The sequence below is a fragment of the Mycobacterium sp. OTB74 genome (genome assembly GCF_029892685.1).
Taxonomy (GTDB): domain Bacteria; phylum Actinomycetota; class Actinomycetes; order Mycobacteriales; family Mycobacteriaceae; genus Mycobacterium.
Genome location: NZ_JARXVD010000012.1, coordinates 1 through 25,558, shown reverse-complemented (window position 1 = coordinate 25,558; position 25,558 = coordinate 1). Strand labels below are relative to the sequence as shown.

General features: G+C 64.4%; 23 protein-coding genes. 12 read left to right on the top strand and 11 right to left on the bottom strand.

The features are described 5' to 3' along the window. Positions 1–42: 42 nt before the first annotated feature. The 3 genes from M2432_RS16805 to M2432_RS16795 all read left to right on the top strand — a co-directional run bounded on the left by M2432_RS16805 (position 43) and on the right by M2432_RS16795 (position 3,775). On the top strand, positions 43–1,761 hold the full coding sequence (locus M2432_RS16805; RefSeq protein ID WP_280827962.1) for a hypothetical protein: 1,719 nt from the start codon (positions 43–45) through the stop codon (positions 1,759–1,761). Between the two features lie 92 nt (positions 1,762–1,853). Next, the gene (locus M2432_RS16800) at positions 1,854–2,879 is read left to right on the top strand and encodes an alcohol dehydrogenase catalytic domain-containing protein (protein WP_280827961.1); all 1,026 of its coding nucleotides are present in this window, start codon (positions 1,854–1,856) and stop codon (positions 2,877–2,879) included. Then, positions 2,876–3,775 (top strand): alpha/beta fold hydrolase, encoded by a 900-nt coding sequence (locus M2432_RS16795; RefSeq protein WP_280827960.1) that lies wholly within the window; start codon positions 2,876–2,878, stop codon positions 3,773–3,775. Before M2432_RS16800 ends, M2432_RS16795 begins: the two co-directional genes overlap by 4 nt. On the opposite strand, the gene M2432_RS16790 is transcribed toward M2432_RS16795, so the two are convergent. Continuing rightward, on the bottom strand, positions 3,772–4,668 hold the full coding sequence (locus M2432_RS16790; protein WP_280827959.1) for an SDR family NAD(P)-dependent oxidoreductase: 897 nt from the start codon (positions 4,666–4,668) through the stop codon (positions 3,772–3,774). The genes M2432_RS16795 and M2432_RS16790 overlap by 4 nt on opposite strands. Positions 4,669–4,816: 148 nt before the next feature. Here M2432_RS16790 and M2432_RS16785 point away from each other — a divergent pair, with 148 nt between their 5' ends. Both M2432_RS16785 and M2432_RS16780 read left to right on the top strand, forming a co-directional pair. Then, positions 4,817–5,830, top strand: coding sequence for a TIGR03617 family F420-dependent LLM class oxidoreductase (locus tag M2432_RS16785; RefSeq protein WP_280827958.1), 1,014 nt, complete (start codon positions 4,817–4,819; stop codon positions 5,828–5,830). Beyond that, positions 5,830–6,396 carry a helix-turn-helix domain-containing protein gene (locus tag M2432_RS16780; protein WP_280827957.1) on the top strand — a complete coding sequence of 189 codons (567 nt, stop codon included), beginning with the start codon at positions 5,830–5,832 and terminating at the stop codon, positions 6,394–6,396. Before M2432_RS16785 ends, M2432_RS16780 begins: the two co-directional genes overlap by 1 nt. A gap of 12 nt (positions 6,397–6,408) precedes the next feature. On the opposite strand, the gene M2432_RS16775 is transcribed toward M2432_RS16780, so the two are convergent. Further along, on the bottom strand, positions 6,409–6,984 hold the full coding sequence (locus M2432_RS16775) for a TetR/AcrR family transcriptional regulator (RefSeq protein ID WP_280827956.1): 576 nt from the start codon (positions 6,982–6,984) through the stop codon (positions 6,409–6,411). 125 nt (positions 6,985–7,109) lie between these two features. Here M2432_RS16775 and M2432_RS16770 point away from each other — a divergent pair, with 125 nt between their 5' ends. Both M2432_RS16770 and M2432_RS16765 read left to right on the top strand, forming a co-directional pair. Further along, positions 7,110–8,546, top strand: a complete 1,437-nt coding sequence (locus M2432_RS16770) for a hypothetical protein (protein ID WP_280827955.1) — start codon at positions 7,110–7,112, stop codon at positions 8,544–8,546. Next, on the top strand, positions 8,543–10,012 hold the full coding sequence (locus M2432_RS16765; protein ID WP_280827954.1) for an acyl-CoA reductase: 1,470 nt from the start codon (positions 8,543–8,545) through the stop codon (positions 10,010–10,012). The genes M2432_RS16770 and M2432_RS16765 overlap by 4 nt, the downstream gene beginning before the upstream one ends. Here the strand turns inward: M2432_RS16765 and M2432_RS16760 are convergent, their stop codons facing one another. From M2432_RS16760 to M2432_RS16750, 3 genes are read right to left on the bottom strand one after another with little or no spacing between them, the layout of a single operon-like run. Further along, on the bottom strand, positions 10,013–10,465 hold the full coding sequence (locus M2432_RS16760; RefSeq protein ID WP_280827953.1) for a DUF5078 domain-containing protein: 453 nt from the start codon (positions 10,463–10,465) through the stop codon (positions 10,013–10,015). It lies immediately after the preceding gene. 29 nt (positions 10,466–10,494) lie between these two features. Then, complete coding sequence (locus M2432_RS16755; RefSeq protein WP_280827952.1) at positions 10,495–13,416, bottom strand: MMPL family transporter; 2,922 nt, start codon at positions 13,414–13,416, stop codon at positions 10,495–10,497. Then, on the bottom strand, positions 13,413–13,841 hold the full coding sequence (locus M2432_RS16750) for an MmpS family protein (protein ID WP_280827951.1): 429 nt from the start codon (positions 13,839–13,841) through the stop codon (positions 13,413–13,415). The genes M2432_RS16755 and M2432_RS16750 overlap by 4 nt, the downstream gene beginning before the upstream one ends. A gap of 299 nt (positions 13,842–14,140) precedes the next feature. Here M2432_RS16750 and M2432_RS16745 point away from each other — a divergent pair, with 299 nt between their 5' ends. Continuing rightward, a complete protein-coding gene (locus tag M2432_RS16745; RefSeq protein ID WP_280827950.1) occupies positions 14,141–14,485 on the top strand; it encodes a DUF732 domain-containing protein in 345 nt (114 codons plus the stop codon). A gap of 9 nt (positions 14,486–14,494) precedes the next feature. Here M2432_RS16745 and M2432_RS16740 read toward each other — a convergent pair whose 3' ends face one another. Together M2432_RS16740 and M2432_RS16735 are read right to left on the bottom strand one after the other, a co-directional pair. Continuing rightward, the gene (locus M2432_RS16740) at positions 14,495–16,987 is read right to left on the bottom strand and encodes a glycogen/starch/alpha-glucan phosphorylase (RefSeq protein ID WP_280828085.1); all 2,493 of its coding nucleotides are present in this window, start codon (positions 16,985–16,987) and stop codon (positions 14,495–14,497) included. A gap of 74 nt (positions 16,988–17,061) precedes the next feature. Beyond that, positions 17,062–17,814 carry an SDR family oxidoreductase gene (locus M2432_RS16735; RefSeq protein WP_280827949.1) on the bottom strand — a complete coding sequence of 251 codons (753 nt, stop codon included), beginning with the start codon at positions 17,812–17,814 and terminating at the stop codon, positions 17,062–17,064. 52 nt (positions 17,815–17,866) lie between these two features. Here M2432_RS16735 and M2432_RS16730 point away from each other — a divergent pair, with 52 nt between their 5' ends. Then, positions 17,867–18,412 carry a hypothetical protein gene (locus M2432_RS16730; RefSeq protein WP_280828084.1) on the top strand — a complete coding sequence of 182 codons (546 nt, stop codon included), beginning with the start codon at positions 17,867–17,869 and terminating at the stop codon, positions 18,410–18,412. A 98-nt stretch (positions 18,413–18,510) separates the two neighbouring features. After that, positions 18,511–19,539 carry a dihydrodipicolinate reductase gene (locus tag M2432_RS16725; protein ID WP_348536314.1) on the top strand — a complete coding sequence of 343 codons (1,029 nt, stop codon included), beginning with the start codon at positions 18,511–18,513 and terminating at the stop codon, positions 19,537–19,539. Between the two features lie 6 nt (positions 19,540–19,545). On the opposite strand, the gene M2432_RS16720 is transcribed toward M2432_RS16725, so the two are convergent. From M2432_RS16720 to M2432_RS16710, 3 genes are read right to left on the bottom strand one after another with little or no spacing between them, the layout of a single operon-like run. Then, on the bottom strand, positions 19,546–20,601 hold the full coding sequence (locus M2432_RS16720; protein WP_280827947.1) for an SAM-dependent methyltransferase: 1,056 nt from the start codon (positions 20,599–20,601) through the stop codon (positions 19,546–19,548). A gap of 52 nt (positions 20,602–20,653) precedes the next feature. Continuing rightward, a complete protein-coding gene (locus M2432_RS16715) occupies positions 20,654–21,277 on the bottom strand; it encodes an MBL fold metallo-hydrolase (RefSeq protein ID WP_280827946.1) in 624 nt (207 codons plus the stop codon). After that, positions 21,274–22,362 carry an S-(hydroxymethyl)mycothiol dehydrogenase gene (locus M2432_RS16710; protein WP_280827945.1) on the bottom strand — a complete coding sequence of 363 codons (1,089 nt, stop codon included), beginning with the start codon at positions 22,360–22,362 and terminating at the stop codon, positions 21,274–21,276. The genes M2432_RS16715 and M2432_RS16710 overlap by 4 nt, the downstream gene beginning before the upstream one ends. A 133-nt stretch (positions 22,363–22,495) precedes the next feature. Here M2432_RS16710 and M2432_RS16705 point away from each other — a divergent pair, with 133 nt between their 5' ends. Next, a complete protein-coding gene (locus tag M2432_RS16705; RefSeq protein ID WP_280827944.1) occupies positions 22,496–23,317 on the top strand; it encodes a serine hydrolase domain-containing protein in 822 nt (273 codons plus the stop codon). On the opposite strand, the gene M2432_RS16700 is transcribed toward M2432_RS16705, so the two are convergent. Next, the gene (locus tag M2432_RS16700; protein WP_280827943.1) at positions 23,307–24,725 is read right to left on the bottom strand and encodes an NCS2 family permease; all 1,419 of its coding nucleotides are present in this window, start codon (positions 24,723–24,725) and stop codon (positions 23,307–23,309) included. The two genes, M2432_RS16705 and M2432_RS16700, sit on opposite strands and share 11 nt — an antisense overlap. Positions 24,726–24,934: 209 nt before the next feature. Between M2432_RS16700 and M2432_RS16695 the strand changes: the two genes are divergently transcribed. Next, positions 24,935–25,447, top strand: a complete 513-nt coding sequence (locus tag M2432_RS16695) for a DUF3145 domain-containing protein (protein WP_280827942.1) — start codon at positions 24,935–24,937, stop codon at positions 25,445–25,447. Positions 25,448–25,558: the final 111 nt, after the last annotated feature.

The window sequence follows — 25,558 nt, the reverse complement described above, 5'->3', positions numbered from 1 at the left end:
GACTGGGTGAGATCGTTGGGGCACAGCAGGGAGTCGATTGCAATGGGCACTCAGACAGACGAACAGCAGGGACGCCGGTATGGGCGGACGGCAGGAGCGATCGCCGCCGGCCTGGCGACGACATTGACTGCGCTTGCGGTGGGCGCTGCTCCGGTATCGGCCAAGCCTGGCGGCGGCGGCTCGGACACACCGAGCACCACAGCGGCCCCGGCGCCCGCGCAGTCCAAGCAGGACTCCTCGAGCCAGGGTGGCTCCGATCAGAGTGGCGGTGGTGGTCAGAGCGGACCCAAGCAGCGGAACCGCACGCCGGACGCTGATGCTCGGATTCAACCGACGCCAGTGGAGGCACCGGCCGTGCGGGCCCAACCGCCGGCTGAGCCGCCCGCGGCGCCCCCGGAAACACGGACGCCTGAGACCAGGGAGACCAAAGCACCGGAGACCAAAGCGCAAGAAAGCGCAGCGCCTGAAACTAAGGCCTCTGAGCCCAAGACGCCCGAGAAGACCCCCGACGCTGCGGTGCCGACCACGAAGTCTGCGCAGGCGGAAGCGCCGACACCTTCGGCGCCGGCGGCGGAGCCGACGGAGCCGATGCACCCCTCTACTTCGGCGACCCAAAGCCCGACAGTCACGTCTATCAGCCCGACGAGAACCGCAGCCGAAGCGCCGCCGTCAACAGAGTCTCCGTCGGCACCGCCTGCGGCCGATGTCGACCGTCCGCACCGGCCGACCGCATCCCGCGATGATCCGGCGGTCGAGCCTGCGGGTGAGACGGGCGGCGCATCGACCCCGACGGCCCACGTATCGACGCCCACCATCGGGCCGACCACGGCGGGCAGCGAGGTCCGCCGGATCGAAACTCTCAAGCCACAGACGCTCGACGCGCCGCACGCCGACATCGAGGTGGCCAAGGCGGCACCGCCGGTCGAACTGAAGCCGCCGCCGGCACCGGCACAAGACGTGCGGGATTTGGCCAAGGTGGTCAACGTCGCCAGTTTCCAGCACGACAACCGGCCGGACTGGGACCACCGCGATGATCGGCGGGACTGGGACCGCCACGACTGGGACAACCGCGTCCGGCAGTGGCAGCCCGACTGGGTGCAATACGACGAGTACTACCGCCCAGTGCTGTGCAACCCTTACCACGACACCGTCCGAGTGGTGTACGTGTACCGGAACGAGCCGCGCATCGTGTATATCCCGCCGATGCAGCGCATCGTGATGGAGGTCGCCGATCTCGCGGCGTACAGCTTCACCGCAGTCGTGGTCAATGCCGTCAACACTGCCGCGAACGTCGCGGTGGGCAGCTTCTTCGGCGGTGGCTACTACCCGGGCGTCGGGATGCCGCCGCCCCCGCCGCCTCCGCCGGTGTTGCGCTACGACAACGTGCCGGTTCAGGTCCGCTACTCGGACGCCACCTACCAGCCGTTCCGGGTGCAGCGCATCGTCGACGTCGGCGACGACACCCAATACGGCGAACACAAGGTGCTACTCGACGGGGTTACCCCGGCTTGGGGACAGTGGACCCAGAACCCAAGTGGTGAAAGGCAATTCGAGGTCCACAAGACGCAACAGTTCCCTGGCCTGGACGAGCCTCGCGAGGCGCCGCTACCCGGCGACTACAAGATGCAACTGGTCTCGGATCAGAAGGGCCTGGACGACAACACCAACTACCTGATCATCGCCGCGGTGACCTGTGGCGTACTGAGCCTGGGAGCGGTCGGTCTGAGCTTCTACATCGGGCGTCGGCGCCGCGAGGTCTGACGTTCGGGAGGGGGCCCGACAGCATGGTCGCGGCACTCCGTATGGTGGCTCTGTAACACCGTTACGGAGCCACCGACCGGAGGCGGACAGCGTTGAGAACCGTATTGATCGACACCCCTGGCAGCGTGTACGTCGGTACCGTGCCGGACCCGGTGCTGCCCGGCCCTGACGGCGCCATCGTCCAGGTGACCACGGCGGCGATCTGCGGATCGGATCTGCACTTCTACGAAGGCGACTACCCGCTGGTCACGCCGATCTCGCTGGGGCATGAGGCCATCGGCACCGTGGTCGAGGTCGGGCTCGACGTGCGCAACGTCAAAGTCGGTGACGCGGTACTGATTTCGTCGGTGGCCGGCTGTGGCCACTGCGTCGGCTGCGACACCCGCGACCCGATCACCTGCGTCTCGGGACCGCAGATCTTCGGGGCCGGCGCGCTCAGCGGCGCTCAGGCCGAACTGCTGGCTGTTCCCGCCGCTGATTTCCAATTGCTCAAACTGCCAAGCGATATCGACACCGAGCAGGCTCTGCTGCTCACCGACAACCTGGCCACCGGGTGGGCGGCAGCCAAGCGTGCCGACATTCCGTTCGGCGGCACCGTCGTAGTGATCGGTTTGGGCGCGGTCGGGCTGTGCGCGCTGCGCTGCGCCATCGCGCAGGGCGCCGGCGCGGTCTATGCCGTCGATCCGGTCGAGGGTCGTCGCGAGCTGGCCGCCCGCAGCGGTGCCATCGCGATCGCCCCAGACCAGATCGGCATGGTGTACGAGGCCGCCGGAGGCAGGGGAGCGGCCTCGGTGATCGACGCGGTCGGCAACGACACCACCATGACCACCGCGCTGACCTGCGTGCGGGCGGGTGGAACGGTCTCGGTGGTTGGTGTGCACGACCTGAATCCGTTCCCGTTCCCGGCCACCCTGTCGCTCATCCGCAGCATCACCCTGCGGATGACGACCGCTCCGGTGCAGCAGACCTGGCCCGAGCTTGTGCCGTTGCTGCAGGCCGGACGACTTGACGTCAATGGCATCTTCACCCATGCCATGAAGCTGGACGAAGCGCCGCAGGCCTACGCCGCGGTGGCAGCACGCACTGCGGACTGCATCAAGGTGACGTTGACGCCATGACGTCAGCGCCGGAGGTTCTGGATCTGCCGCTGCCCCGGCTGCACATGAAAGCGCTGGCTTGGGGCCCGGCTGACGGTCGACTTATGTTGTGCCTGCACGGCTTTCCCGATAGCGCGGACGGTTGGCGCCTTGTCGGTCCGCGACTGGCCGAGGCCGGTTACCGAGTAGTGGCCCCATTCATGCGCGGGTATGCCCCGAGCGAGATCCCCGCTGACCGGGACTACCACGTGGGTGCTCTCGCTACCGATGCGCTGGACCTGCACGTTGCGCTCGGTGCACCTACCGATGCCGTCCTCGTGGGCCACGACTGGGGCGCGTTTGCTGCTAACGCCATTGCCGCACATCCGGATTCGCCGTTCAAGACGGTGGTGGCCATGGCGGTGCCACCAGTGAAGGCGATCAGTCGGGCCCGGTTCGGATTGGCGCGGACCATCCGGATGGGCCTGATCCAGCTGCGGATGAGTTGGTACATCATCTATTTCCAGCTGCCCGTATTGCCGGAACGCACCCTGCACCGGGTCATCCCACGGCTCTGGCAGGACTGGTCGCCACGCGGTACCGACGTCAGTGCCGACGTCGAAAGGACTCTGGAGGCGCTGCCCACTGCCGAGCAGCGGGCCGCCGCGATCGGGTACTACCGAGCAATTGCACGGCCGGGTGCGGTGGCAGCCGACTACGCCGAGCTCAATGCGAATCTGCAAGCGCTGCCGCGCATTCCGATCCTGTACCTGCATGGCGTCAAGGACGGCGCAATGCTGGTGGGTTACACCGAGCAGTTGATGGACGTGCTGCCGGCGGGATCGGTGGTTCGGACAGTCAGCGGCGCAGGGCATTTCCTGCAGATCGATCGGCCTGCCGAAGTGGCCGCGGCGATCCTGGACTATATCGGCGGCTAGCTCGGGCTCACCATCTGCTCGGACAGCTTCCACAGCGCAGCTGCCGTCTCCGGATCGGTGGCGGCATCAGTGGCGGTGGCGATCTGGCAATCAGCAAGGTAGGCACCGCCATTGGCGCGAAGCTGCGGTGCGGTGGCGGCCCAGACGGTGGTGGCCGAGGCCTGCGCCACGGACTTGAGGTTCTCCGGCGCGAGTTCACCGCGGGAGGGCAGGGCGAACAGCTTCTTGAATGTATCGCGGTCCATGTAGCGGATCAGGTCGGTGGCACAGGTGCCCGGGTGTACCGCCAGTGCGATGATGCCGTCGCCCCCGTAACGATTTTGCAGCTCAATGGTCATCAGGATGTTGGCCGATTTCGACTGCCCGTAGGACAGGAACGTGTCGTAGGGCCGCTGTTCAAAGTTGAGGTCGGTGATGTCCAGTGGCCAGGCCCGGTGCGCCTCGGAGGACACCGTCACCACGCGCGCCTGACCGTTCGCTGCGGCGGCGACCCGCAGCTGGGGCAGGAGCGCAGTGGTGAGCTGGAAATGGCCGAGGTGGTTGACGCCGAACTGGAACTCGAAACCGTCGGCGGTGGTGTTCTGGGGGGTGAACATGACGCCGGCATTGTTGATCAGGACGTCGATGCGCGGATGAGCAGCGGCGATCTGGGCCGCGGCCGCGCGCACGCTGTCCAGCGATCCCAGATCCAGGGCCACCACTTGGGCGAACTCCGGGGACTGTTCGAAGGTGGCCGGATTTCGCACGGCGGCAATGACTTCAGCACCCGCGCCGGCCAGGGTAGCGGCAGTGTGCAGGCCCAGACCGCCGGCGGCGCCAGTGACCACGACCGTCCGGCCGGACAGGTCGATGTCGGCAAGGACGTCTTCGGCGGTACTCTCCGGACCGAACACCAAGCCACCTCTCTTGCGGAACGCATCGCTTCGAACAACGATGTTTTTTTGAACGTATCAGGACGGGGGTGCAGTTGTCAGCGGCACCGTCGATGCGATACAAAAACAATGGTTTCTGATTCTGTTTCCGGCCATGAGGGGTCCAGACATGCGCGTGCAACTCCAGATTGACGGTGCCCCGCGGCGGGCGGCCGACCATGCCCGCGAACTCGCCGATCTTGGCGTCGACGGGGTGTTCACCTTCGAAGGCCCGCACGACGTCTTTCTGCCGCTGGTCGCGGCCGCTGGAAAGACCGAGCTGAACATGATGACCAATGTGGCGATCGCCGGTCCGCGCAGCCCCTTGCATCTGGCACACGCCGCCTACGACCTGCAGGAGTACAGCGGCGGACGATTCCGGCTGGGCCTGGGGTCGCAGATCAAGGTGCACATCGAGAAGCGCTACGGGGCGCAGTGGGCCAAGCCGGCCGAGCGGATGGCCGAGACCGTCACCGCGATCAAGGCGATCTTCGATTGTTGGGAAGGCAAAGCGCCGTTGAACTTCCGCGGCCGGCACTTCACCCACACCCTGATGCCGCCGAACTTCAATCCAGGCCCAAACCCCTATGGGCCACCTGCGGTTCTGATGGGTGCGCTCGGGCCGATCATGACCCGTACCGCCGCAGAGGTAGCCGACGGACTTCTGGTCATGCCGTTCCACAGCGCACGGCATTTCGCAGACCGCACCATGGCCGCAGTGCGCGACGGGTTGCAGCGGGCCGACCGCAAACCAGAGAACCTGCAGATCATCGCCCAGGCGATGGTGGCGGTGGGACGGACCGAAGAGGAGCTGACGGCAGCCATCAACGGCGTCGCAACGCTGATCGCCTTCTACGGCTCCACGCCGGCCTACGTGCCGGTGCTACAGACCGAAGGCTGGGCCGAACTGCAGCCCTCTCTGAATACCATGTCCAAAGTCGGCGATTACGCCGGCATGCGGGCACTGATCACCGATGAGATGGTGCGGACCATAGGCATCGTCGGAACCCCGGAGGAGTGTGCGGCCGAGATCGGTCGGCGGTTCGGCGCCCACGCGGGCGAAGTGTGTTGCTATTTCCCGGGCTACAAGCCCGGAGCATCGAATATCAGCGATCTGGTTGCGGCACTGCACCGGGTCCCGTGATGGCCCGGCCGCTGATCGCTGCCGATGTCATCTACGACCGGGCGCTGGAGCTGCTCGACGCCGAAGGTGCCGACGCGCTCAGTGCCAGGCGGCTGGCGACCGAGCTGAGGATCTCGACGCGGACGCTCTATCAGCAGGTCGGTAACCGGGAGCAGCTGATTCGCGCGCTGGTAGCGCGGCATTTCTCCCAGTTGCGGCTGGATTTCAAGGAATACGACACCTGGGAGAAGACCGCGTTGCGCTGGTGCATGGAATTGCATGACACCCTGCGTGCGCACCGCTACCTGACCGAGTTGATGAGCATCGAGGACCGCGAGGCGGTGGTCGATTACATCAATGAGTTGGTCAAAGTGACTCTGCAGGAAGGGATTCCACGCCGGTTAGCGGTCGAGGGTGCGCGCTCACTGGTCAATCTGACCATCAACCACACCATCGCCGAGGTTCGCGCTCTGCGTGATCCCGACTATTCGGCAGCCACGGCGTCGGAGAAGACCCGCATCGAGCGCAACTTTCCGATGACGATCAAGTGGATTCTGGCCGGCATCCGCGCCGACGCCAACCAGTGATTAGTGCACGAATCACCTTGGGGTGAGCAGGTCGGCGAGGGCGACCGCGGCATTGTGCAGGTTGGGTTCCAGGTCGTAGGTGCTGTCGACGGCCCAGTTGGCGATACCGCCGGAGAGCATCGAGGCCATCAGGTCGGCCAGGGTCTGCGCATCATGTCGGGAGCCGACCTGGCCGCGGGCCATGCCGTCGCGCACCAGCTCAAGAAACGTTTCGTGCAGTCCGGATCCGCGGTACGCGCCATAACGTGCCGTCGACATCATCTCGCCGATGATCTCCCGGTAGGTATCGCTCGATTGCGTCAATGACGTTGCAATGTCGTCGAATACGCCGACGATCCGTTCGGGGATGGGCTGTTCTTCGCGGGAGAACACAACGTCGTGCAGGTTGGAGAAGCGTCGTTCGGCCAGGGCCTGCACCATGGCCTGACGGGTGGCGAAGTGGTTGAAGAAGGTCCGGTTGGCGACGTCCGCGTGCTCGCAGATCTGCTCGATGGTGGTGGCCGCGACGCCCTGGTCCAGGAACAGTTCGAACGCGGCGTCGAGGATGCGTGCAGTCATCTCCTGCTTGCGACGATCTGTCCGGGTCATGTGCCGCAGTATAAGTCGCGAAGATTTGCAGACAACTGCATTATTGCGTGAATGTGCATACCGTCGTAGTGTCGAGCGCACTGGGGCCGTCAACGGGGATGGGTCCACAGGCGATGGGATGAGCGATGAGCAGCACCGTTACGGACCGGGAGTCGGTCGAGCAGTTCATGAACGACCCGATCAACTTCTTCGGCCAGTCCTACACGCGGATGCACAGCATGCCGCGGGCCGAACTCGAGGAACTGCAGCGTCAGGCCATGCGCATCCGGTTCGCCCAGCATCGCCAATCCATCGGCATCATAAAGAAACTCACCGATCGCCTCGGCGTCGACGATGTCACCCAATTCGACGACATCGTCCCGCTGCTGCTGCCGCACACCGCCTACAAGTCGTATCCGGCGGCGCTGATCGACAACAAGCGCTTCGACCTGCTGACCAAATGGCTGGCCAACCTCACCAGCCACGATCTCTCTCAACTCGACACCGAAGGCTGTCAGGGACTGGACGACTGGATCGAGCGACTCGATGCACAGACCCCGCTGGAGGTCATCACCTCCAGCGGCACCACTGGCACTGTGTCCATCATCCCGAAGGACAAGCACGGCGCGCGAGAAGGCATGGTGCTCTGGAAGATCTGCCTGTTTCAGCAGTTCGGCACCGAACCCACCGACGAGCAGCTCAATCCACAGGTCGACGTCATCTGGCCCAACTACGCCAACGGCAAGCTCGGACACCTGCGGATCGCGAACATGATCCGCGGTGGGTTCACCGGCGGTGACGAGTCCAAATTCCATGCCCTGTACCCGGGCTCGATCGAGACCGATCTGATGTTCCTGGCGTCCAAGATGCGCGCGGCGGCCTCGCGCGGCGAACTGGACAAGTTGGTCATCGATCCGGCGCTGGCCGCCCGCAAGGACGAGTTCATCGCCATCCAAATGCGTCAGCCCCAGGACCTGGAGGAGTTCTTCGCCACCATCACCGACAAGCTCAGTGGCAAAAAGGTTTTCATGCTCGGCACCTACAACCTGATGTACGACGTCGCCAAAGCCGGGCTGGACCGCGGCATCAGAAATGTCTTCGCCAAAGACTCGGCGATCCTCACCGGTGGCGGCAGCAAGGGCTTTGTCCTGCCGGACAACTACATGGACGTCATCCGAGAATTCCTTGGGGTGGAACGGATTCAAGAGGGCTACGGGTTCTCCGAACAGAGTGCCTTTCACTGGGGCTGCACTGAAGGCCGCTATCACGTTCAGCCGTGGGTGATTCCGTTCATCCTCGATCCGCAGACCAGTGAGCCGTTGCCCCGCACCGGGCGGCAGACCGGCAGGGCTGCGGTGTATGACGTTCTGCTGCAGGCGCATTGGGGTGGCGCTATCTCGGGCGATGAGGTGACCATCGACTGGGATCTGCAGTGTCCGTGCGGGCAGACGAGCGTTGCCTTCGAGCATGCGATCATGCGCTACAGCGAGAAGCAGGGCGTCGACGACGACCGGATCACCTGCGCGGCCACCCATGAAGTGCACAACGAGGCCATCGACTTCATGAAAGGTGTTTACTTGTGACGGCCGCCTACGTCGTTCCGCTGTTCCTGCGTGGCGAGGTCATCACCGACAACTTGATCGATTTCCAAACCCGAACGGGTCAAACGCAATTCCGGGCGCCCGACATGGCCAGATACGTCGACCGACTGCCGCTCCGCAGCGCGGGCGAGCTGGCTGACCTGTACCGGCTGCCCTTCGACGAAATACTGGACGTGCTCGAAGCCCTGGGCGGCGCACTGGATTTCGACACCAATGTCCACCTGCAGGAGGCGTACGAGGCCTCGCTGGTCGCCAACGTGCTGCCGGCGGACATGCTCAAGAACAGTTATCGGGTGCTGCAGCCGCTGTTCGCCCGCGGCAACGTCCGCGAAATCGCCGACAGTCAAGTGGGATTGGAGTATCTGAACGGTTGGGTGGCGCAGCGCCAGCGGGACGGCCGGGAACTTCGTGTCCGAGCATTCGGTGCACGCACTCTGCACATTCCGGCCGGCAATGGGGGACTGGTCTCCGCCGTCACCATCCTGCGGTCGGTGATCACCCGCAGCGACGTCATCATCAAGGCGCCGTCGAACGATCCGCTCACCGCGGTCGCGATCGCCCGAACGCTCGCCGACGTCGCACCTGACCATCCGATCACCAGACATCTGACGGTCGGGTACTGGAAGGGCGGAGACACCGCCGTCGAAGAGCAGCTCTACCAGCCCAAGAACATCGAAAAGATTGTTGCCTGGGGCGGCTTGGCCTCGGTCAAACACGTCACCCGCTATATTCAGCCCGGCCTGGAACTTATCGCACTGGACCCCAAACGCAGTGCCACGATCATCGGCCCGGAGGCGTTCGTCGATGACGAGACGACGCGCGAGGTAGCGAAAAGGGCCGCCGTCGACATCGGGGTGGCCAACCAGGAGGGCTGCGCCAATGCCCGGGTGATCTACGTGCTCAGCGGCACCGACGAAGCTGGCCTGGCCAATGCCAATCGGCTCGGTGAACTGATCTATCAGGAACTCGTCGCGCTACCCGAATTCATCAGCACCGCACCGCTTTTCCCGAACCGCGAGCTGTTCGAGCATCTCGATGCGTCCCGGCTCACCGAGGATTTCTACCGGGTGATCGGCGGCGAACGCCAAGAGGGGGCCATCGTGGTATCGCAGTTCGATGCGCCCGTGGACTATTCGGCGATGCTGTCCGGGCGGGTGGCCAACATTGTGCCGGTCGATTCGATCGAGAAGGTCACCGACGCGGTCAACGCCTATACCCAGACCATCGGGATCTATCCGGAATCATTGAAACGCCGACTGCGCGACACACTTCCATTATTTGGTGCGCAGCGGCTGACGAGCCTCGGTTATGCGTGCAGCGTGGCGGTGGCCGCGCCGCAGGATGCCATCGAGCCGATCCGGCGGATGTGCAAGTGGATTGTCGAAGAAGAGTGCGATCCCGGCGAGGTCATCCCGTTGTGGCGCCTCGCCGAGATCGCTCAACCCTGACTAGCCGTTCCAGTTCCACACGGACATGTCGCCGCGAGGGTAGTTCATGCAGATGTCGGTGGCCTTGGCGACGACGCCCTTGTTGTTGAAGAAGATCTTGGCCCAGTTACCCCAGTGGGTGGCCACCTGCTCGTAGTACACGTTGGTGGCGGTGTTTTCGGAGTACTGACGACGTCCGGCGGCATCGAGGGAGAAGAACCAGTGGATCCGGTCCTCTGCCATCTGCTGGATGTCGGCGGGCCGGTTGCTCTTGTCGATCATGTACCGCGAGTAATACACCGGGCTGGTATCGCGCGCCGCGGCCAGGTACTGCTCGGTGTCGCACTGCGTGATGATGATCCGGTGCGGAATCGGGTAATCATCGGTGGCATCGGCGGCTGCTTGGCCGGCGAGAGTTGTCGCGAAAGCGCCCAGGGCCGCCACAGCGGCCCCGACGCGGGTAAGACCACGCATGATCTCGACCATAGTCCTTCTCCTGTTTCCTAGATACGTAAGCTGGGCTGCAGCTCGTTGGTGGACGCGGTGTTCTTGGGCGACGGCCACGGCTCGGGTGGCGGCCGCTGCCGCACTACCTGCGGCCACCAGAACCACTTACCCATCAGGGCCGCGATCGACGGAGTCATCAAGGATCGCACAATTAACGTGTCGAACAATAGACCCAGACCGATAGTCGTTCCGACCTGGCCGATCACGTGCAGCTCGCTGACCGCCATGGACATCATGGTGAACGCGAACACCAGACCGGCTGAGGTCACCACCGAACCGGTGCCGCCCATGGCGCGGATGATGCCGGTATTGAGGCCGGCGTGGATCTCTTCCTTGAACCGGGACACCAGCAGCAGGTTGTAGTCCGCGCCGACGGCCAACAGCACGATGACCGCCATCGCGATGACCATCCAGTGCAGGTTCAGGCCGATCAGGTGCTGCCACACCAGCACCGACAGACCGAACGATGCGCCCAGGGACAACACCACGGTTCCGACGATGACGGCGGAGGCGACGACCGAACGGGTGATGATCAACATGATGGCGAAAATCAACGCCAGCGCCGAAATTCCGGCGATCAGCAGGTCGTAGTTCGCGCCGTCCTGCATGTCCTTGAACGTCGCGGCGGTACCACCGAGATAGATCTTGGAACCTTCCAGCGGCGTGCCCTTGATGGCTTCCTTGGCGGCGTTCTTGATCTCGTCTATGTGCTTGATTCCCTCGGCGGTCATCGGGTCACCCTCGTGCGAGATGATCATTCGCACCGCGTGGCCGTCCGGCGAGACGAAGTTCTTCATGCCGCGTTTGAACTCGGCGTTGTCGAAGACTTCGGGCGGCAGATAGAACGAATCGTCATTGCGCGAGTCGTCGAACGCCTCGCCCATGGCCGACGCGTTGTTCTGCGCTGCCTGCATCTGATCCTGCAGGCCCTTTTGGGTCTGATACATGGTCAGCATGTACTGCTTCATGTTCTTCATGGTCGCGATCATGTCGGGCATGAGAGCGACCATCTGCGGCATCAGCTTGTCCAGCTTGAGCATGTCCGGCATCAGGTTCTGAATGTCGTCGGTCATGGTGTCGATGCCGTCGAGGGTGTCGAAGATCGAGCGCATGGACCAGCAGACCGGGATGTCGTAGCAGTGCGGTTCCCAGTACAGGTAGTTGCGGATCGGACGGAAGAAGTCGTCGAAATCCGCGATGTGATCACGCAGGTCAGCGACGTCCAGCGTCATGCCGACCATCTTGGTGACCATGCTGTGTGTGGTGGCGGCCATCTGCGTGGTGATGCTCTGCATCTTGGTCATCGTGTCGATGTTGACCTGCATGTCATTGGCCTGCTTGAGCATGTTGGCCATCATGTCCTGCATGTACTTCTCGTTCATCTTCTGAGTGACGCCGTTCATGCTCATCATGAACGGGATCGAGGTGTGCTCGATCGGCTTGCCCTCAGGGCGGGTGATGGTCTGCACCCGCGAGATGCTCGGAACGTGGAATACCGCTTTGGCGATCTTGTCGATCACCAGGAAGTCGGCTGAGTTGCGCAGGTCGTGATCGCTCTCGATGAGCATCAGTTCGGGGTTCATCCGGGCCTGCGTGAAGTGCCGGTCGGCCGCAGCGTAGCCCTCGTTGGCCGGCAGATCCTTGGGCAGGTAGTTGCGGTCGTTGTAGTTGGTCTCGTAACCGGGCAGGGTCAGCAGGCCGACCAGCGACAGCGCGATGGTGGCGACCAGGATCGGAGCCGGCCAGCGGACCACCGCGGCGCCCACCTTGCGCCAGCCGCGCACCCGCATGGCACGCCGCGGCTCGAGAGTCTTGCCGAACCGGCTGGCCACCGAGATCACTGCCGGGCCCAGGGTCAGGGCCGCGAACACCACGACCACCATGCCGATGGACAGGGGCACACCCAGCGAGACGAAATACGGCAGCCGGGTGAAATGCAGGCAGAAGGTGGCGCCGGCGATGGTCAGGCCCGAGCCCAGCACCACATGTGCGGTGCCGTGATACATCGTGTAATAGGCGTCCTCGCGGGACTCGCCGGCACCGCGCGCCTCCTGATAGCGCCCGACCAGGAAGATGGCGTAGTCGGTCGCGGCCGCGATGGCCAGCGTCACCAACAGGTTGGTCGCGAACGTCGAGAGCCCGATGATGTTGTAGAAGCCCAGGAAGGCCACGACACCTCGTGCCGCGGACAGCTCCAGCACCACCATCACCAGTGTCAGCAATACCGTGATGAACGAGCGATACACCAGTAGCAGGGTGAGGATGATGACCGCGAAGGTGACGGCCTCGATCAGCTTGACGCTGCGGTCACCGGCGATGTGCTGGTCGGCCGCGAGCGCCGCCGGGCCGGTGACGTAGGCCTTCATGCCGGGTGGCGTCTTGATGCCCTTGACGATGTTCTGGGCGGCCTCGACCGACTCGTTGGCCAGCGCTTCACCCTGGTTTCCGCGCAGGTAGACCTGCACGTAGGCGGCCTTGCCGTCGTTGCTCTGCGAGCCGGCAGCGGTCAGCGGGTCGCTCCAGAAGTCCTGGACGTGCTCAACATGTTTGGTGTCTGCGTTGAGCTTCTGGACCATCTCGTCGTAGAAAGCGTGCGCGTCATGCCCGAGTGGCTGCTCGCCTTCGAGCACGATCATGACCGCGCTGTTCGACTTGAACTCCTTGAACACCTCACCGACGTGCTTGGTGGCAATCACCGATGCGGCCTGGTCCGGTGCCATGGACACCGAGCGCATCTTGCCGACCGCGTCCAGCGTCGGGACGGCGGTGCTCAGCACTGCAATGATGGCGATCCAGCCGAGGATGACCGGTACCGCCAGCGTGCGGATCAGCCGCGGGATCGCGGGACGGGGCGGCTTCTCCGCCTTCGGGAAGGTGACGGTCGGTTCGTCGGCGTGGTTACGGCTGTAGACGCTCATGCAGATTTCACCAGGCAGAAGGTCTGGGCGTGCACGCCATTGGATGTCCGGTTGTCTTTGACCTCGTCGTCGACGGTCACGCGGCAGCTGATGGAGCTACCGTCGCCCTGGGCGACGATGTTGGGGGACGCGGCCGGGGCAGTGGTGGACAAGGTCAGCTTCCACGGTAGTGGGGCGTGGTCGACGCGCTGGGGTTTGGCATCCAGATCCAGGTAGTTGATGTCGGCGTAGCTGCCGTCGCCGTAGATCTCGTAGGTGACGACCTTGGGTTTGAACGGTTTCGCGTCGTCGGCGAAGTTGCGCGGGGTGACGATGACCGGATTTTGCCCGAAGTACGTGCGTACGCGCTGCACGGTGAATCCGGCGACCAGGGCCACGACCAGGATCAGCAGTGGGATCCACAAGCGCTTGATGACGTGGGTCATGCGGCGGACGCTCCGGTGGATTCGGTCGTCCGCTCTTTGCGCAAGCGGCGCATCGCCACCATCTGTTCCCCGTTCCTCTGAATTTCCAACTGCGACAGATTAGATTATTTAACTGATAGATTAGACCAGTTAAGTTAATCACGGGAGCCTATCGAAGCGAGCGGCGCCTAGCACCTTGGTCCGCTGGTGCGCAGCGGATCGGACCAAATACGTAGCGGTCCAACAGCATTGAGCAGTCGAACAAACAGTGTTTCAGGGAGTTGACGCAGATGGCCATGAGCTGGCATACAATCCGGGGCATGAAGGCAAGCATGCTGGTCAGGGCCGCGGGTGCGGCAGGCGCTGTGGTGGCCGCGGTCGCGCTGGCGATCCCCGCGCACGCTGATCCGGACACCGATTTCGCCAACGAACTCCACACCTACGGCATCTATGGGCCCAAGGACTACAACGCCTGGATCGGCAAGATCACCTGCCAGCGTCTGGACAACGGTGTCGACCACACCGCCACCGACTCCGCCGCGTTCGTGAAGAATCAGCTGCCGCGCAGCAGCAACAGCGAGCAGCAGGCGTATCAGTTCGTCAACGCCGCCTTCAACACCTACTGTCCGGAGCGGCACGACATGCTGGCCGCCCTTGCCCACTAGGGCTGTGAGTTAGCGCACGGTCACTGCCGAGACATCCCAGATGTCGTCGCAGTACTCGGTGATCGCGCGGTCTGAGGAGAATTTGCCGCTGCGCGCGGTGTTCAGGATCGACATCCGGGTCCAGGCCGCGGTGTTCTGCCACGCGGCGTCGACCCGGTCCTGGCAGGCCACGTACGACGCGTAGTCGGCGAGCACCAGGAACGGGTCATTGAACCGCAGTGAATCGACCAGGGGCCGGAACACGTCGGTGTCGCCGCCGGAGAACGTGCCGTCGGCGATCAGGTTCAGTGCCGAGCTCAGTTCGGCGTCCTTCTCCAGATAGTCGCCGGGCCGGTAGCCGCCCCGCTTGACCGCCTCGACTTCTTGCTCGGTCAATCCGAAGAGGAAGAAGTTCTCCGGACCGACCTCGTCGCGCATCTCGACGTTGGCGCCGTCGAGCGTTCCGATGGTCAGCGCGCCATTGAGCATGAACTTCATGTTGCCGGTGCCGGACGCTTCCTTGCCCGCAGTGGAGATCTGCTCGGACAGATCGGCGGCGGGGTAGATCAGGTGGGCGTTCTGCACGTTGAAGTTGGGGACGAATGCCACCTTCAGGCAGCGATTCACCGCAGGGTCGGCATTGACCGTGTCGGCCACCGCATTGATCAACCGGATGATGCGCTTGGCCATGAAATACCCTGGCGCGGCCTTACCGCCGAAGACGAACGCCCGCGGCGCGATCTGCAGGTCCGGGTTTGCCTTGAGCCGGCGGTACAGCGTGGCGATGTGCAGCACGTTGAGGTGCTGGCGCTTGTATTCGTGGATGCGCTTGACCTGGATGTCGAATAGCCAGTCGGGATTCAGCTCGATGCCGGTGGTGGTGCGGATGTAGTCCGCCAGCCGAGCCTTGTTGGCCCGCTTGATCGCCCGCCATTGTTCGCCGAAACCGGGGTCGTCGGCGTAGGGCTCCAGTTCTCGGAGTTTGCTCAGGTCGGTCAGCCAGCCCGGTCCGAGGGTGTCGTCGAGCAGTTCGCGCAACCCGGGATTGGACAAGGCGAGGAACCGGCGCGGCGTCACGCCGTTGGTCTTGTTGCTGAAGCGCTCGGGCCACAGCTCGTAAAAGTCTTTGAGCACACTAGATTTCAGCAATTCGCTGTGCAGAGCAGCGACTCCGTTGATGGCGTGGCTGCCGACCGTGGCCAGATGCGCCATGCGCACACTCTTGCCGTTGTCCTCGCCGATCAACGACATCCGGCGCAGCCGGTCGGTGTCGCCGGGGAACTTCGCGGCGACCTCGTCGAGGAAGCGGCGGTTGATTTCGTAGATGATCTCCAGGTGCCGCGGCAGTGACTCTTTGAACATCGCCAGGGGCCAGGTTTCCAGCGCCTCCGGGAGCAGGGTGTGGTTGGTGTAGCCGAAGGTGGCAACCGTGATGTTCCAGGCCGCGTCCCAGCTCAGCCCGCGCTCGTCGACCAACAGCCGCATGAGTTCGGCGACGGCGATAGACGGATGAGTGTCGTTGAGCTGCAGGGCGAATTGCTCCGGCAGGGCGGTCGCCGGAAGGTGCGCCAAATCTTCCAAGATGTGCAGTACATCCTGCAGCGAGCAGGACACGAAGAAATACTGCTGTAGCAGCCGCAGATGTTTTCCGGCCTCGAGTTCGTCGTTGGGGTAGAGCACCTTGGTGACGGTCTCGGACTTCACCTCGTCCTCGACGGCCCGGTAGTAGTCACCGCTGTTGAACGCGTCCAGCGCGAAGGCCTCGATGGCCCGCGCGCTCCAGAGGGTGAGGGTGTTGCAGGTGTTGACTCCGTAGCCCTGGATCGGAGTGTCGAACGAGATGCCCTTGAGCACCTGCCGGGGAATCCAGCGCACCCGGTAGTTGCCGTGCTCGTCCAGATAGGACTCGGTGTAGCCGCCCCAGTTGACGGGGTAGTTCACATCGGGTTTGGCGATCTCCCAAGGGTTTCCGTTGGCCAGCCAGTTGTCGGTCTTCTCCACCTGCCAGCCGCCGTGGATCTCCTGCTTGAAGATGCCGAACTCGTAGCGGATGCCATAACCGATGGCCGGGCGCTCCAGGGTCGCCAGTGAATCCAGGTAGCAGGCTGCGAGACGGCCGAGACCGCCGTTGCCCAGCCCAGGCTCCGGCTCGCATGCCAGCACGTCGTCGAGGTCGTAGCCCAGCGCCGCCAACGCCTCGCGCGCCTGCTGCTCGATGCCCAGGTTCAGAAGATTGTTGCCCAGCTGGGGGCCCATCAGGAACTCGGCCGACAGGTAACAGGTCACCTTGCGGGAGAGGTCCAGGAAGGCATGCGTGCTTGCCATCCAGCGCTCTTGCATGCGGTCGCGCACAGCAAGCGAGAGTGCCCGGAAGTAGTGCTCGGGAGTCAGCACCGAAGTGGGCCGGCCGATGGAGTAGAGCAGGTGGTCCTCGACCGCCTGGCGCAACTCGTCGGTGCGCAATCCGGTTCGAATGTCCTCGTCATCAACCGAGTCAGTGTGGGTGTGGGCGGATTCGGACAACCAGGAATCGGTCACCCTTCGGATTGAACCTCGCCCGCACGTCTATCGCGTGAACGTCTGCTGACGGGTTTCGGTCAGCCTGCGCCCTTGCCGTGGTCGACCCGGTACACCGATCCGTGGATCGCCGCGGCGTCGTCACTGGCGAGGAACGCGATGACTTTCGCGACGTCCTGCGGGTCCATGAATCCACGCGGTGCTGCGATGCGCATGATCAGGTCCCAGTCGGCATCTGCGGGTGCGGCGAAATCGGTGACCTGTGCGGTCAGCATGCCGCCCGGGCACACCGCGTTGACCCGCAGTTTTTCCTTGGTGAACTCGACGGCTAAGGCGCGGGTCAGGCCGACCAGCCCGTGCTTGGCGGCGCAGTAACCAGCTGAGTAAACCTCGCCCTCCACTCCGGCGATCGATGCCACGTTGACGATGTTGCCGCTGCTGGTCAGCAGGTGCGGCAGCGCCGCCCGGCACAGATAGAACGGGCCGTTGAGGTTCACGGCGAGGTCGCGGTCCCAGTCATCGTCGGTCGTCGATACGGTGTGCCGCATCTCGTGGAATCCCGCGACGTTGACCAGGACGTCTAGCCGTCCGAATGCGTCGATGCAGGCGTCGACCGCGTCACGGCAGGCCTGCGCGGTGGAGATGTCTACCGATGAATAATTGCCGCCGGGCTGATCGCCGTAAGCCTCGGCGAACACGGCTGCCATGCGGTCGGCATCGCGCGCGATACCGAAGACCGATGCGCCGCGTTCGGCGAAAACTTTGACGGTGGCGGCGCCCAGGCCCGCGGACGCGCCGGTGATCAATGCAACTTTCCCACTGAGTGAACCCATACCCGCGACTTTCTCACGTCGCACATTCATCGCCTGCGATACTCGTCGAGTGATGATCAAGCGCGCCGTGTCGGCGGTTTCGGGTGTCGGCTGTGTTGTCGCTGGAGTGGTCCTCGGGACGGCGGCTCCCGCGCACGCCGAGAATTTCGTGCAGGGCGTCTACACCTATCACCAGGACGGTCTGCCGCCGGTTGAGTGGACCATCTACCCGACCTGCGCGCAAACGGTCGGAGACCTGCGCGTCAACTACGAACTGCCGCTGGGCTGCACCATCCACATCGCCCCTAACCCCAGCGAACTCGTCAACGGCGGCGACGCCCGGCTGACCGGTGGGCTGTGGACGTTCACCCAGCCCCGGGGGGACGGGCTGACCTGCCCCGACGGTAGCAAGGCGGCCATCACCGAGACATATGCGTTCGATGACACCACCTGGCAGGGCACCCGCACCATCACCAACACCGAAGAATGTGGCGGTGCCGTGCAGCCTGCCATCAAGAAGGTGCCGTTCACCCTGACCTTCAAAGAGCCGCTGCCGATCCCCGTCGACAAATTCCCGCTGTACTGCCGGCCGGACGACGCGCTGCGCCGCTGCAGCTGATCGTGCTCTGTCGCGAAAGCCCAACGGCGCGTTGATTACCGGCCTAGGGTGAAGCCGTGAAGAGAGTTGTCATCTGGGGTACCGGGTTCGTCGGCAAAATGGTGATCGCCGAGGTCGTCAAGCACCCGTTGTTCGAGCTGGTCGGCGTCGGTGTCAGCAACCCTGACAAAGTAGGCCGCGATATCGGCGAAATCTGTGCACTGGGAGCACCTTTGGGGCTCACGGCCACCGACGATGTCGATGCGCTGATCGCCCTCAAGCCCGACGCCCTGGTGCACTATGGCCCGACGGCCGCGCATGCCGATGACAACATCAAGCTGATCACCCGATTCCTGCGGGCCGGTATCGACGTATGTTCCACCGCAATGACGCCGTGGGTGTGGCCGGCCATGCACCTGAACCCGCCGGTCTGGACCCAGCCCATCGAGCAGGCCTGCGCGGAGGGCCAATCATCGTGTTTCACAACGGGTATCGACCCAGGCTTCGCCAACGACCTTTTCCCGATGACGCTCATGGGCTTGTGCTCGGAGGTGCGGAAGGTTCGCGCGTCCGAGTTGCTGGACTACACCAATTACGAGGGCGACTACGAGTTCGAGATGGGCATCGGGCGTCCGCCCGAGCACCGGCCCCTGCTGCAGACCCCCGAGGTTTTGATTTTCGCCTGGGGCGCAACGGTTCCGATGATCGCACACGCCGCCGGCATCGAGCTCGACGAGATCACCACCACCTGGGACAAGTGGGTGACCGACACTCCGCGCAAGACCGTCAAGGGCGTCATCGAGCCCGGCAACGTGGCAGCGGTGCGGTTCACCATCAACGGTATCTACAAGGGCGAAACCAGAATTCAGCTGGAGCATGTCAACCGGATCGGCCAGGATGCCGCCCCGGACTGGCCTTCAGGCAATGACAATGACGTGTACCGCGTGGACATCGAGGGCACCCCGAGCATCTTCCAGGAGACCGCCTTCCGATTCACCGACGGCTCGGGGCGCGACGCCGCCGCGGCCGGCTGCCTGTCCACCGGGCTGCGCGCACTCAATGCAGTGCCTGCGGTCAACGACTTACCGCCGGGCTGGGTCACCCCACTGGATCTGCCGCTGATCGCGGGGGCCGGCACCATCCGGTAGCTGCATTCAGCGGGGCTGCTTCTCCACCACGAGGTAGGCCATCGGAATCGGCATCGGTTCGGGTGCAGCCGCCAGTCGTTCGATGAGCATGGTCTGCACCCGCTGGAGGATATGGGCGCGTTGTTCGGGAGACGCCAGTGCTGCGCCGAAGGTGCCGAACACGGCCGCTTGCGCGAACGCCGTCCAGTTCGTCGCGAAAGCTTCTGCGTCACCGTCGATCTGGTACTGGGCCCAGAACCGGTCCGGAGCGTCGGTCACCTCGAGGTGGATGATCCGAAGTCGCTCGAACCGCCCGGACGGTGCGAACGGTGACAGGAAGTCGCGCTCGCAGCGGCCCACCACCGGGATGCTCATGGCGCGGCGTTCCTCATCGGAGATCAGGCCTTGCGTGCGCAGATCGGACAGTATCGCGGTGAGTGCATCGAGCAACGGCCCCAGCCCGAAGGTGTCGTTCTCGTGTTGACCCATCGCCAGGATCACCAAGCGGCCACCGGGGCACAGCTCGCGGCCCCGGAACGCGATGAATTCGTGCCAGTCGTGCGCAGCCTGTCGGGCATAGGCAGCGCGGACCGAGGGGTCGGCGCTGAATGACACCTGCAGATGATCCAGGATCGGTGCGGGTACCTGGCTGAGCCAATGGATGGCCCATGACGACCAACCAAGGTGCACGCTCTCCGCCGGCAGTACCTGAGTCAGGAAGGACCGGCCCACCGCTGAGCAGAAGGTGGCCCGGTCGGTGCGCAGGTAGCTGTCCGAATGATGTTGCAGGGTATGGAAAAGCGCGGTGAAGTCATTATCGGCGGTGTCGGTGTGGATGACCGCGATGGCGTGCTCGGGACGGGTCCGTCGACGCAGGGCGGCGACGCCCGTCGCGATCGGTGCCAGGCCGTTGTGCCCGTCGCCGGCACCGTACTCGGCGACGACGATCGGGTGCGGCGGCGTCGGGATGGGCACGACGTCGGCGGCTTGCTCGAAAAGGGCGGTCGCCGTGCGCAATCCAGCGCGCAACCATCGTGAGCTGTCGGTCGGCTCAAGCGGTGGTAACGCGCTGGACTGCGGCATGCCCAACGGTAACGCCGATGACTGGCGGTTACCTGTCGAAACGGCGGCAGAATCAGTGCCCGCGCGCCACCCATTCGTCGTAGTTGACCAACTCGCCGCCGATGGTGGTGGTGTCGCCGTGGCCGGTGTAGACGACGGTGTCCTGGGGCAGTTTGCCAAGCTTCTCCGAAATGGACGCCAGGATGGTCGGGAAGTCCGAGAACGACCGGCCGGTCGCCCCGGGTCCGCCGTGGAACAGGGTGTCGCCGGAGATCACCGCATCCAGGTCCGGGATGTGCCAGCACACCGAACCGGGGGAGTGCCCCGGAGTGTGGATGGCTCGGATCTCCACGCCCCCGACGGTCAGCACCTGGTCTTCCGCGACCATGTGAAAGTCGTTGTCGGGATGGACAACCCGCCACAGCATCTCGTCGGCCGGATGCAGCAGCACCGGCGCATCGAGCGCGCTGGACAGCTCCGGCGCGACGGTGATGTGGTCGTTGTGACCATGCGTGCAGACCACCGCGACCACGTTGCGGCCGTCGATCGCTTCGATGATCGGCGCGGCGGTGTGCGCGGCGTCGAACACGACGACGTCCTTGTCGTCACCGACCAGCCAAATGTTGTTGTCGACGTCCCAGGTGCCGCCGTCCAGGGTGAACGTGCCGCTGGTGACCACGCGCTGGATGGCGCTCATTTCAGCACCACCACCGAACGCAACACCTCGCCGCCGTGCATGGCATGGAACGCGTCTTCGATACTTTCCAGGCCGATGCGCTCGCTGACGAACTTGTCCAGCGGCAGCCGGCCCTGCAGATACAGGCTGATCAGGGTGGGGAAGTCGCGCTCGGGCAGGCAGTCGCCGTACCAGGACGACTTCAGCGCGCCGCCGCGGGAGAAGAAGTCCACCAGCGGCATCTCCAGTGTCATGTCCGGAGTCGGAACGCCAACCAGCACAACGGTTCCTGCCAGGTCGCGGGCGTAGAACGCCTGCTTCCAGGTCTCCGGCCGGCCGACGGCGTCGATCACCACGTCGGCGCCGTTGCCGTCCGTCAGGTCCTGGATGGTCTCGACGACGTCGAGTTCCTTGGCATTGATTGTGTGAGTGGCCCCGAACTCACGGGCCCAGTGCAACTTCTTGTTGTCGGTGTCGACCGCGATGATTCGCTTAGCGCCGACCAGTGCCGCGCCGGCAATGGCCGCATCACCCACGCCGCCGCAGCCGATGACAGCGACGGTGTCGTCGCGGCTGACGTTGCCGGTGTTGATGGCCGCACCGATACCGGCCATCACGCCGCAACCCAGCAGGCCCGCGACGGCCGGGTCAGCTGCGGCGTCGACCTTGGTGCACTGGCCCTGGTGGACCAGGGTCTTGTCGGCGAAGGCGCCGATGCCCAGCGCCGGGGTCAGCTCGGTGCCGTCGGTCAGCGTCATCTTCTGGGTGGCGTTGAAGGTGTCGAAGCACAGGTGGGGGCGGCCGCGCTTGCAGGCTCGGCACTCGCCGCACACGGCCCGCCAGTTGAGGATCACGAAATCGCCTGGCGCGACGTGGGTTACGCCCTCGCCGACCGACTCGATGGTGCCGGCAGCCTCATGGCCGAGCAGGAACGGGTACTCGTCGTTGATGCCGCCTTCGCGGTAGGTCAGGTCGGTATGGCACACGCCGCAAGCGATGATGTCCACCACGACCTCGCCGGGTCCCGGATCGGGAATGACGATGTCGACCAGCTCGACGGGCTGCTTCTTGTTCCGGGAAATCACACCACGCACTGTCTGACTCATGGCTATAACTTAATGCCTCTCGCGCGTAGTTGGAATGGTGTCCAAACTGATGTCTGATTTCTGGGTTGCCGAACGGGAACCCCGGTGCTGCCTACCCCAGTTCACTGGCCGTGACTTGGATAGATTTACACGTGTGAGTGCGCTCGAAGCCCTGACTCGGTGGCCGGTTCCGGCTGTGGCGGCCGCGGTCACCGGGCCGTCGGGCGTGCTGGCGACCCGCGGCGATACCGCCCGCCGGTTTCGGCTCGCGTCCGTCACCAAACCGCTCGTCGCGCGCGCTGCGCAGGTCGCGGTGGAGGAGGGCGTCTTCGACCTCGAGACGCCGGCCGGCCCGGCCGGATCGACGGTGCGCCACCTGCTGGCGCACGCCTCCGGGGTGGCCATGCAGTCCACCGACGTGATCGCCGCACCCGGAACCCGGCGGATCTACTCCAATGCCGGATTCAGCCTGTTGGCCGTCGCGCTGGAACAAGCCGCGGGTATCGAGTTCGGTGACTATCTGAACGACGCGGTCTTCGAACCGCTGCAGATGGCGTCGTCGGTCTTGATCGGCGGTGCTGAAGCCGCCGGATACGGCGGTGAGTCGACCGTCGACGATCTGGCCCGCTTTGCTGGGGAGCTGCTCCGGCCGTCCCTGGTCTCGGCGCAGATGCACGAGGAGGCCACCTCCGTGCAGTTCCCGGGTCTGGACGGAGTACTGCCCGGATTCGGCCGACAGCGACCCAATGACTGGGGCCTGGGCTTCGAGATTCGCAACGGCAAGATTCCGCACTGGACTGCTACCGACAATTCGCCGCGGACGTTCGGGCACTTCGGCCAGTCCGGCACCTTCATCTGGGTTGATCCGGCGGCAGACCTGGCGCTGGTGGTGCTGACCGACCGGGACTTCGGCGAGTGGACGCACCAGCTGTGGCCGCATTTGTCCGAGGCCGTACTGGCCGAATTCAGCGCATGAAACCGATCACGTTGTCGATCCACCCGCGCGCGAAGAAGAACACGAAGCCGACGGCCACGATCCACAAAAGCGGGCTGACCTCACGCGCTTTACCTGATGCTGACCTCAGCACCGCCCAGGCGATGAAGCCGACGCCGATCCCGTTGGCGATGGAGTAGGACAACGGCATCACCGCGACCGTGAGCACCACCGGCAGTGCTACGGAGAACTCCGAGAAATCAATATCGTGCAGCACCGACACCATGAGAGTGCCGACGATCACCAGCGCGGCCGCGGCCACCTCGGACGGCACGATAGCCGCCAGTGGCGTCAAAAACATTGCGGCCAAGAACAATCCGCCGGTGACCAGGCTGGCCAGTCCGGTGCGGGCACCCTCGCCGATGCCGGTGCCCGATTCGACGAACACCGTGTTCGACGACGCCGAGGCCGCCCCGCCCAGCACGGCGCCGGTGCCCTCGACAACCAGTGCGGACTGCAGTCGCGGGAAGTTGCCGTGCTCGTCGGCCAGGCCCGTCTGTCGGCCCAACCCCGTGAAGGTACCCATGGCGTCGAAGAAGTTGGTGAAGAGCAGGGTGAAGACCAACATGCAGGCGGCCAGCACACCGATTCGTTCGAAGCTGTCCAGGTTGAACTGTCCGACCAGGGCCAGGTCGGGCATGGCGAACGGCGACCCGGAGAGCGTTGGCACGGACAGGCTCCAGCCGCCGGGATGCTCGGTCACCGACCCGAGGTGCCAGATCGCCTCGATGACAGCAGCCACCACGGTTCCGGTGATCAGCCCGATCAAGATGGCGCCGCGCGTCTTGCGCGCCACCAGGATTCCGGTCACCAGCAGAGTGAATACGAACACCAGGGTGGGCACTGCGCTGACCGAACCGGTCCCATGCGAGCCGAGACCGAGCGGCGGCGACGGATGACCGGTTGAGGCCACGAACCCAGCGTCGACCAGACCGATGAACATGATGAACAACCCGATACCGGCGGTGATCGCGAGCTTGAGCGGCATGGGCACGGCGTCGAAGATCAGCCGCCGCAGGCCGGTGAGCGCGAGTGCGACGATGATGAGACCTTCGACGATCACCAGGCCCATGGCTTCAGGCCAGGTGACAATGCTCACCACTGAACTGGCCAGAAACGAATTGATGCCGAGCCCGGCGGCGAACGCGAACGGCATCCGGGCGACCACGGCGAAGATGATGGTCATGACCCCGGCCGCGAGGGACGTCACCGCCGAAACCTGATGGAAGGCCAGTTTGTGGCCGGCGATATCGGCGGTGCCGGACAAGATGATCGGGTTGAGCACGAGGATGTATGCCATCGCGATGAACGTCACGACCCCGCCGCGCAGCTCGGTGGCGATGGTCGACCCCCGTGCGGAGATCTCGAAGAACCGGTCCAGGGCAGTCACGCGTAGACCATAAAATGACCCAACCCGGTGCGCCCGGCGATTGTTTCGGCGTGGCGTTTCTGAGCTGGTCCTGAGAGAATTCGGCGGAGACTAGCGCAACATCAGTCCCACAGGGCACAATAGACACGCGCGGCACACAATTTGTGATGCTTGATCGGATCTGCAGGTCGTTGGGGAAGACGTCCCTCGCGGAACCGAAGGAGCAGATGATGCGTGCGTCGAACCAATTCGCCGACGCGACGACAGGCGTGGTCTACGTCCACGCCTCTCCAGCGGCGGTATGCCCGCATGTGGAGTGGGCACTTTCGTCGACCCTGTCGTCGCGGGCGAACCTGAAGTGGACGCCCCAACCTGCCATGCCCGGGCAGCTGCGTGCCGTGACCAACTGGATGGGGCCGGTCGGTACCGGTGCCCAGTTGGCCAGCGCGTTGCGGTCGTGGTCCGTGCTGCGCTTCGAAGTGACCGAGGACCCGAGCGCCGGTGTCGACGGACACCGGTGGTGTCACACCCCGACGCTGGGTCTGTGGAGCGGCACCATGAGCGCCAACGGCGACACCATGATCGGCGAGCAGCGTCTGCGGTCGTTGATGTCAGCCGGGGCCGACATGCTGGCTTCCGATCTGGATTCGGTGTTGGGCACCGCGTGGGATGAGGCGCTGGAGCCTTACCGCGGCGGCGGCGACACTGGCGAGGTCATCTGGCTGAATCGCGGAGTCGGGTAGCCGACGACATCGGGCACGGAGTCGGGTAGCCGACGACATCGGGCACGGAGTCGGGTAGCCGACGACATCGGGCACGGAGTCGGGTAGCCGACGACATCGGGCACGGAGTCG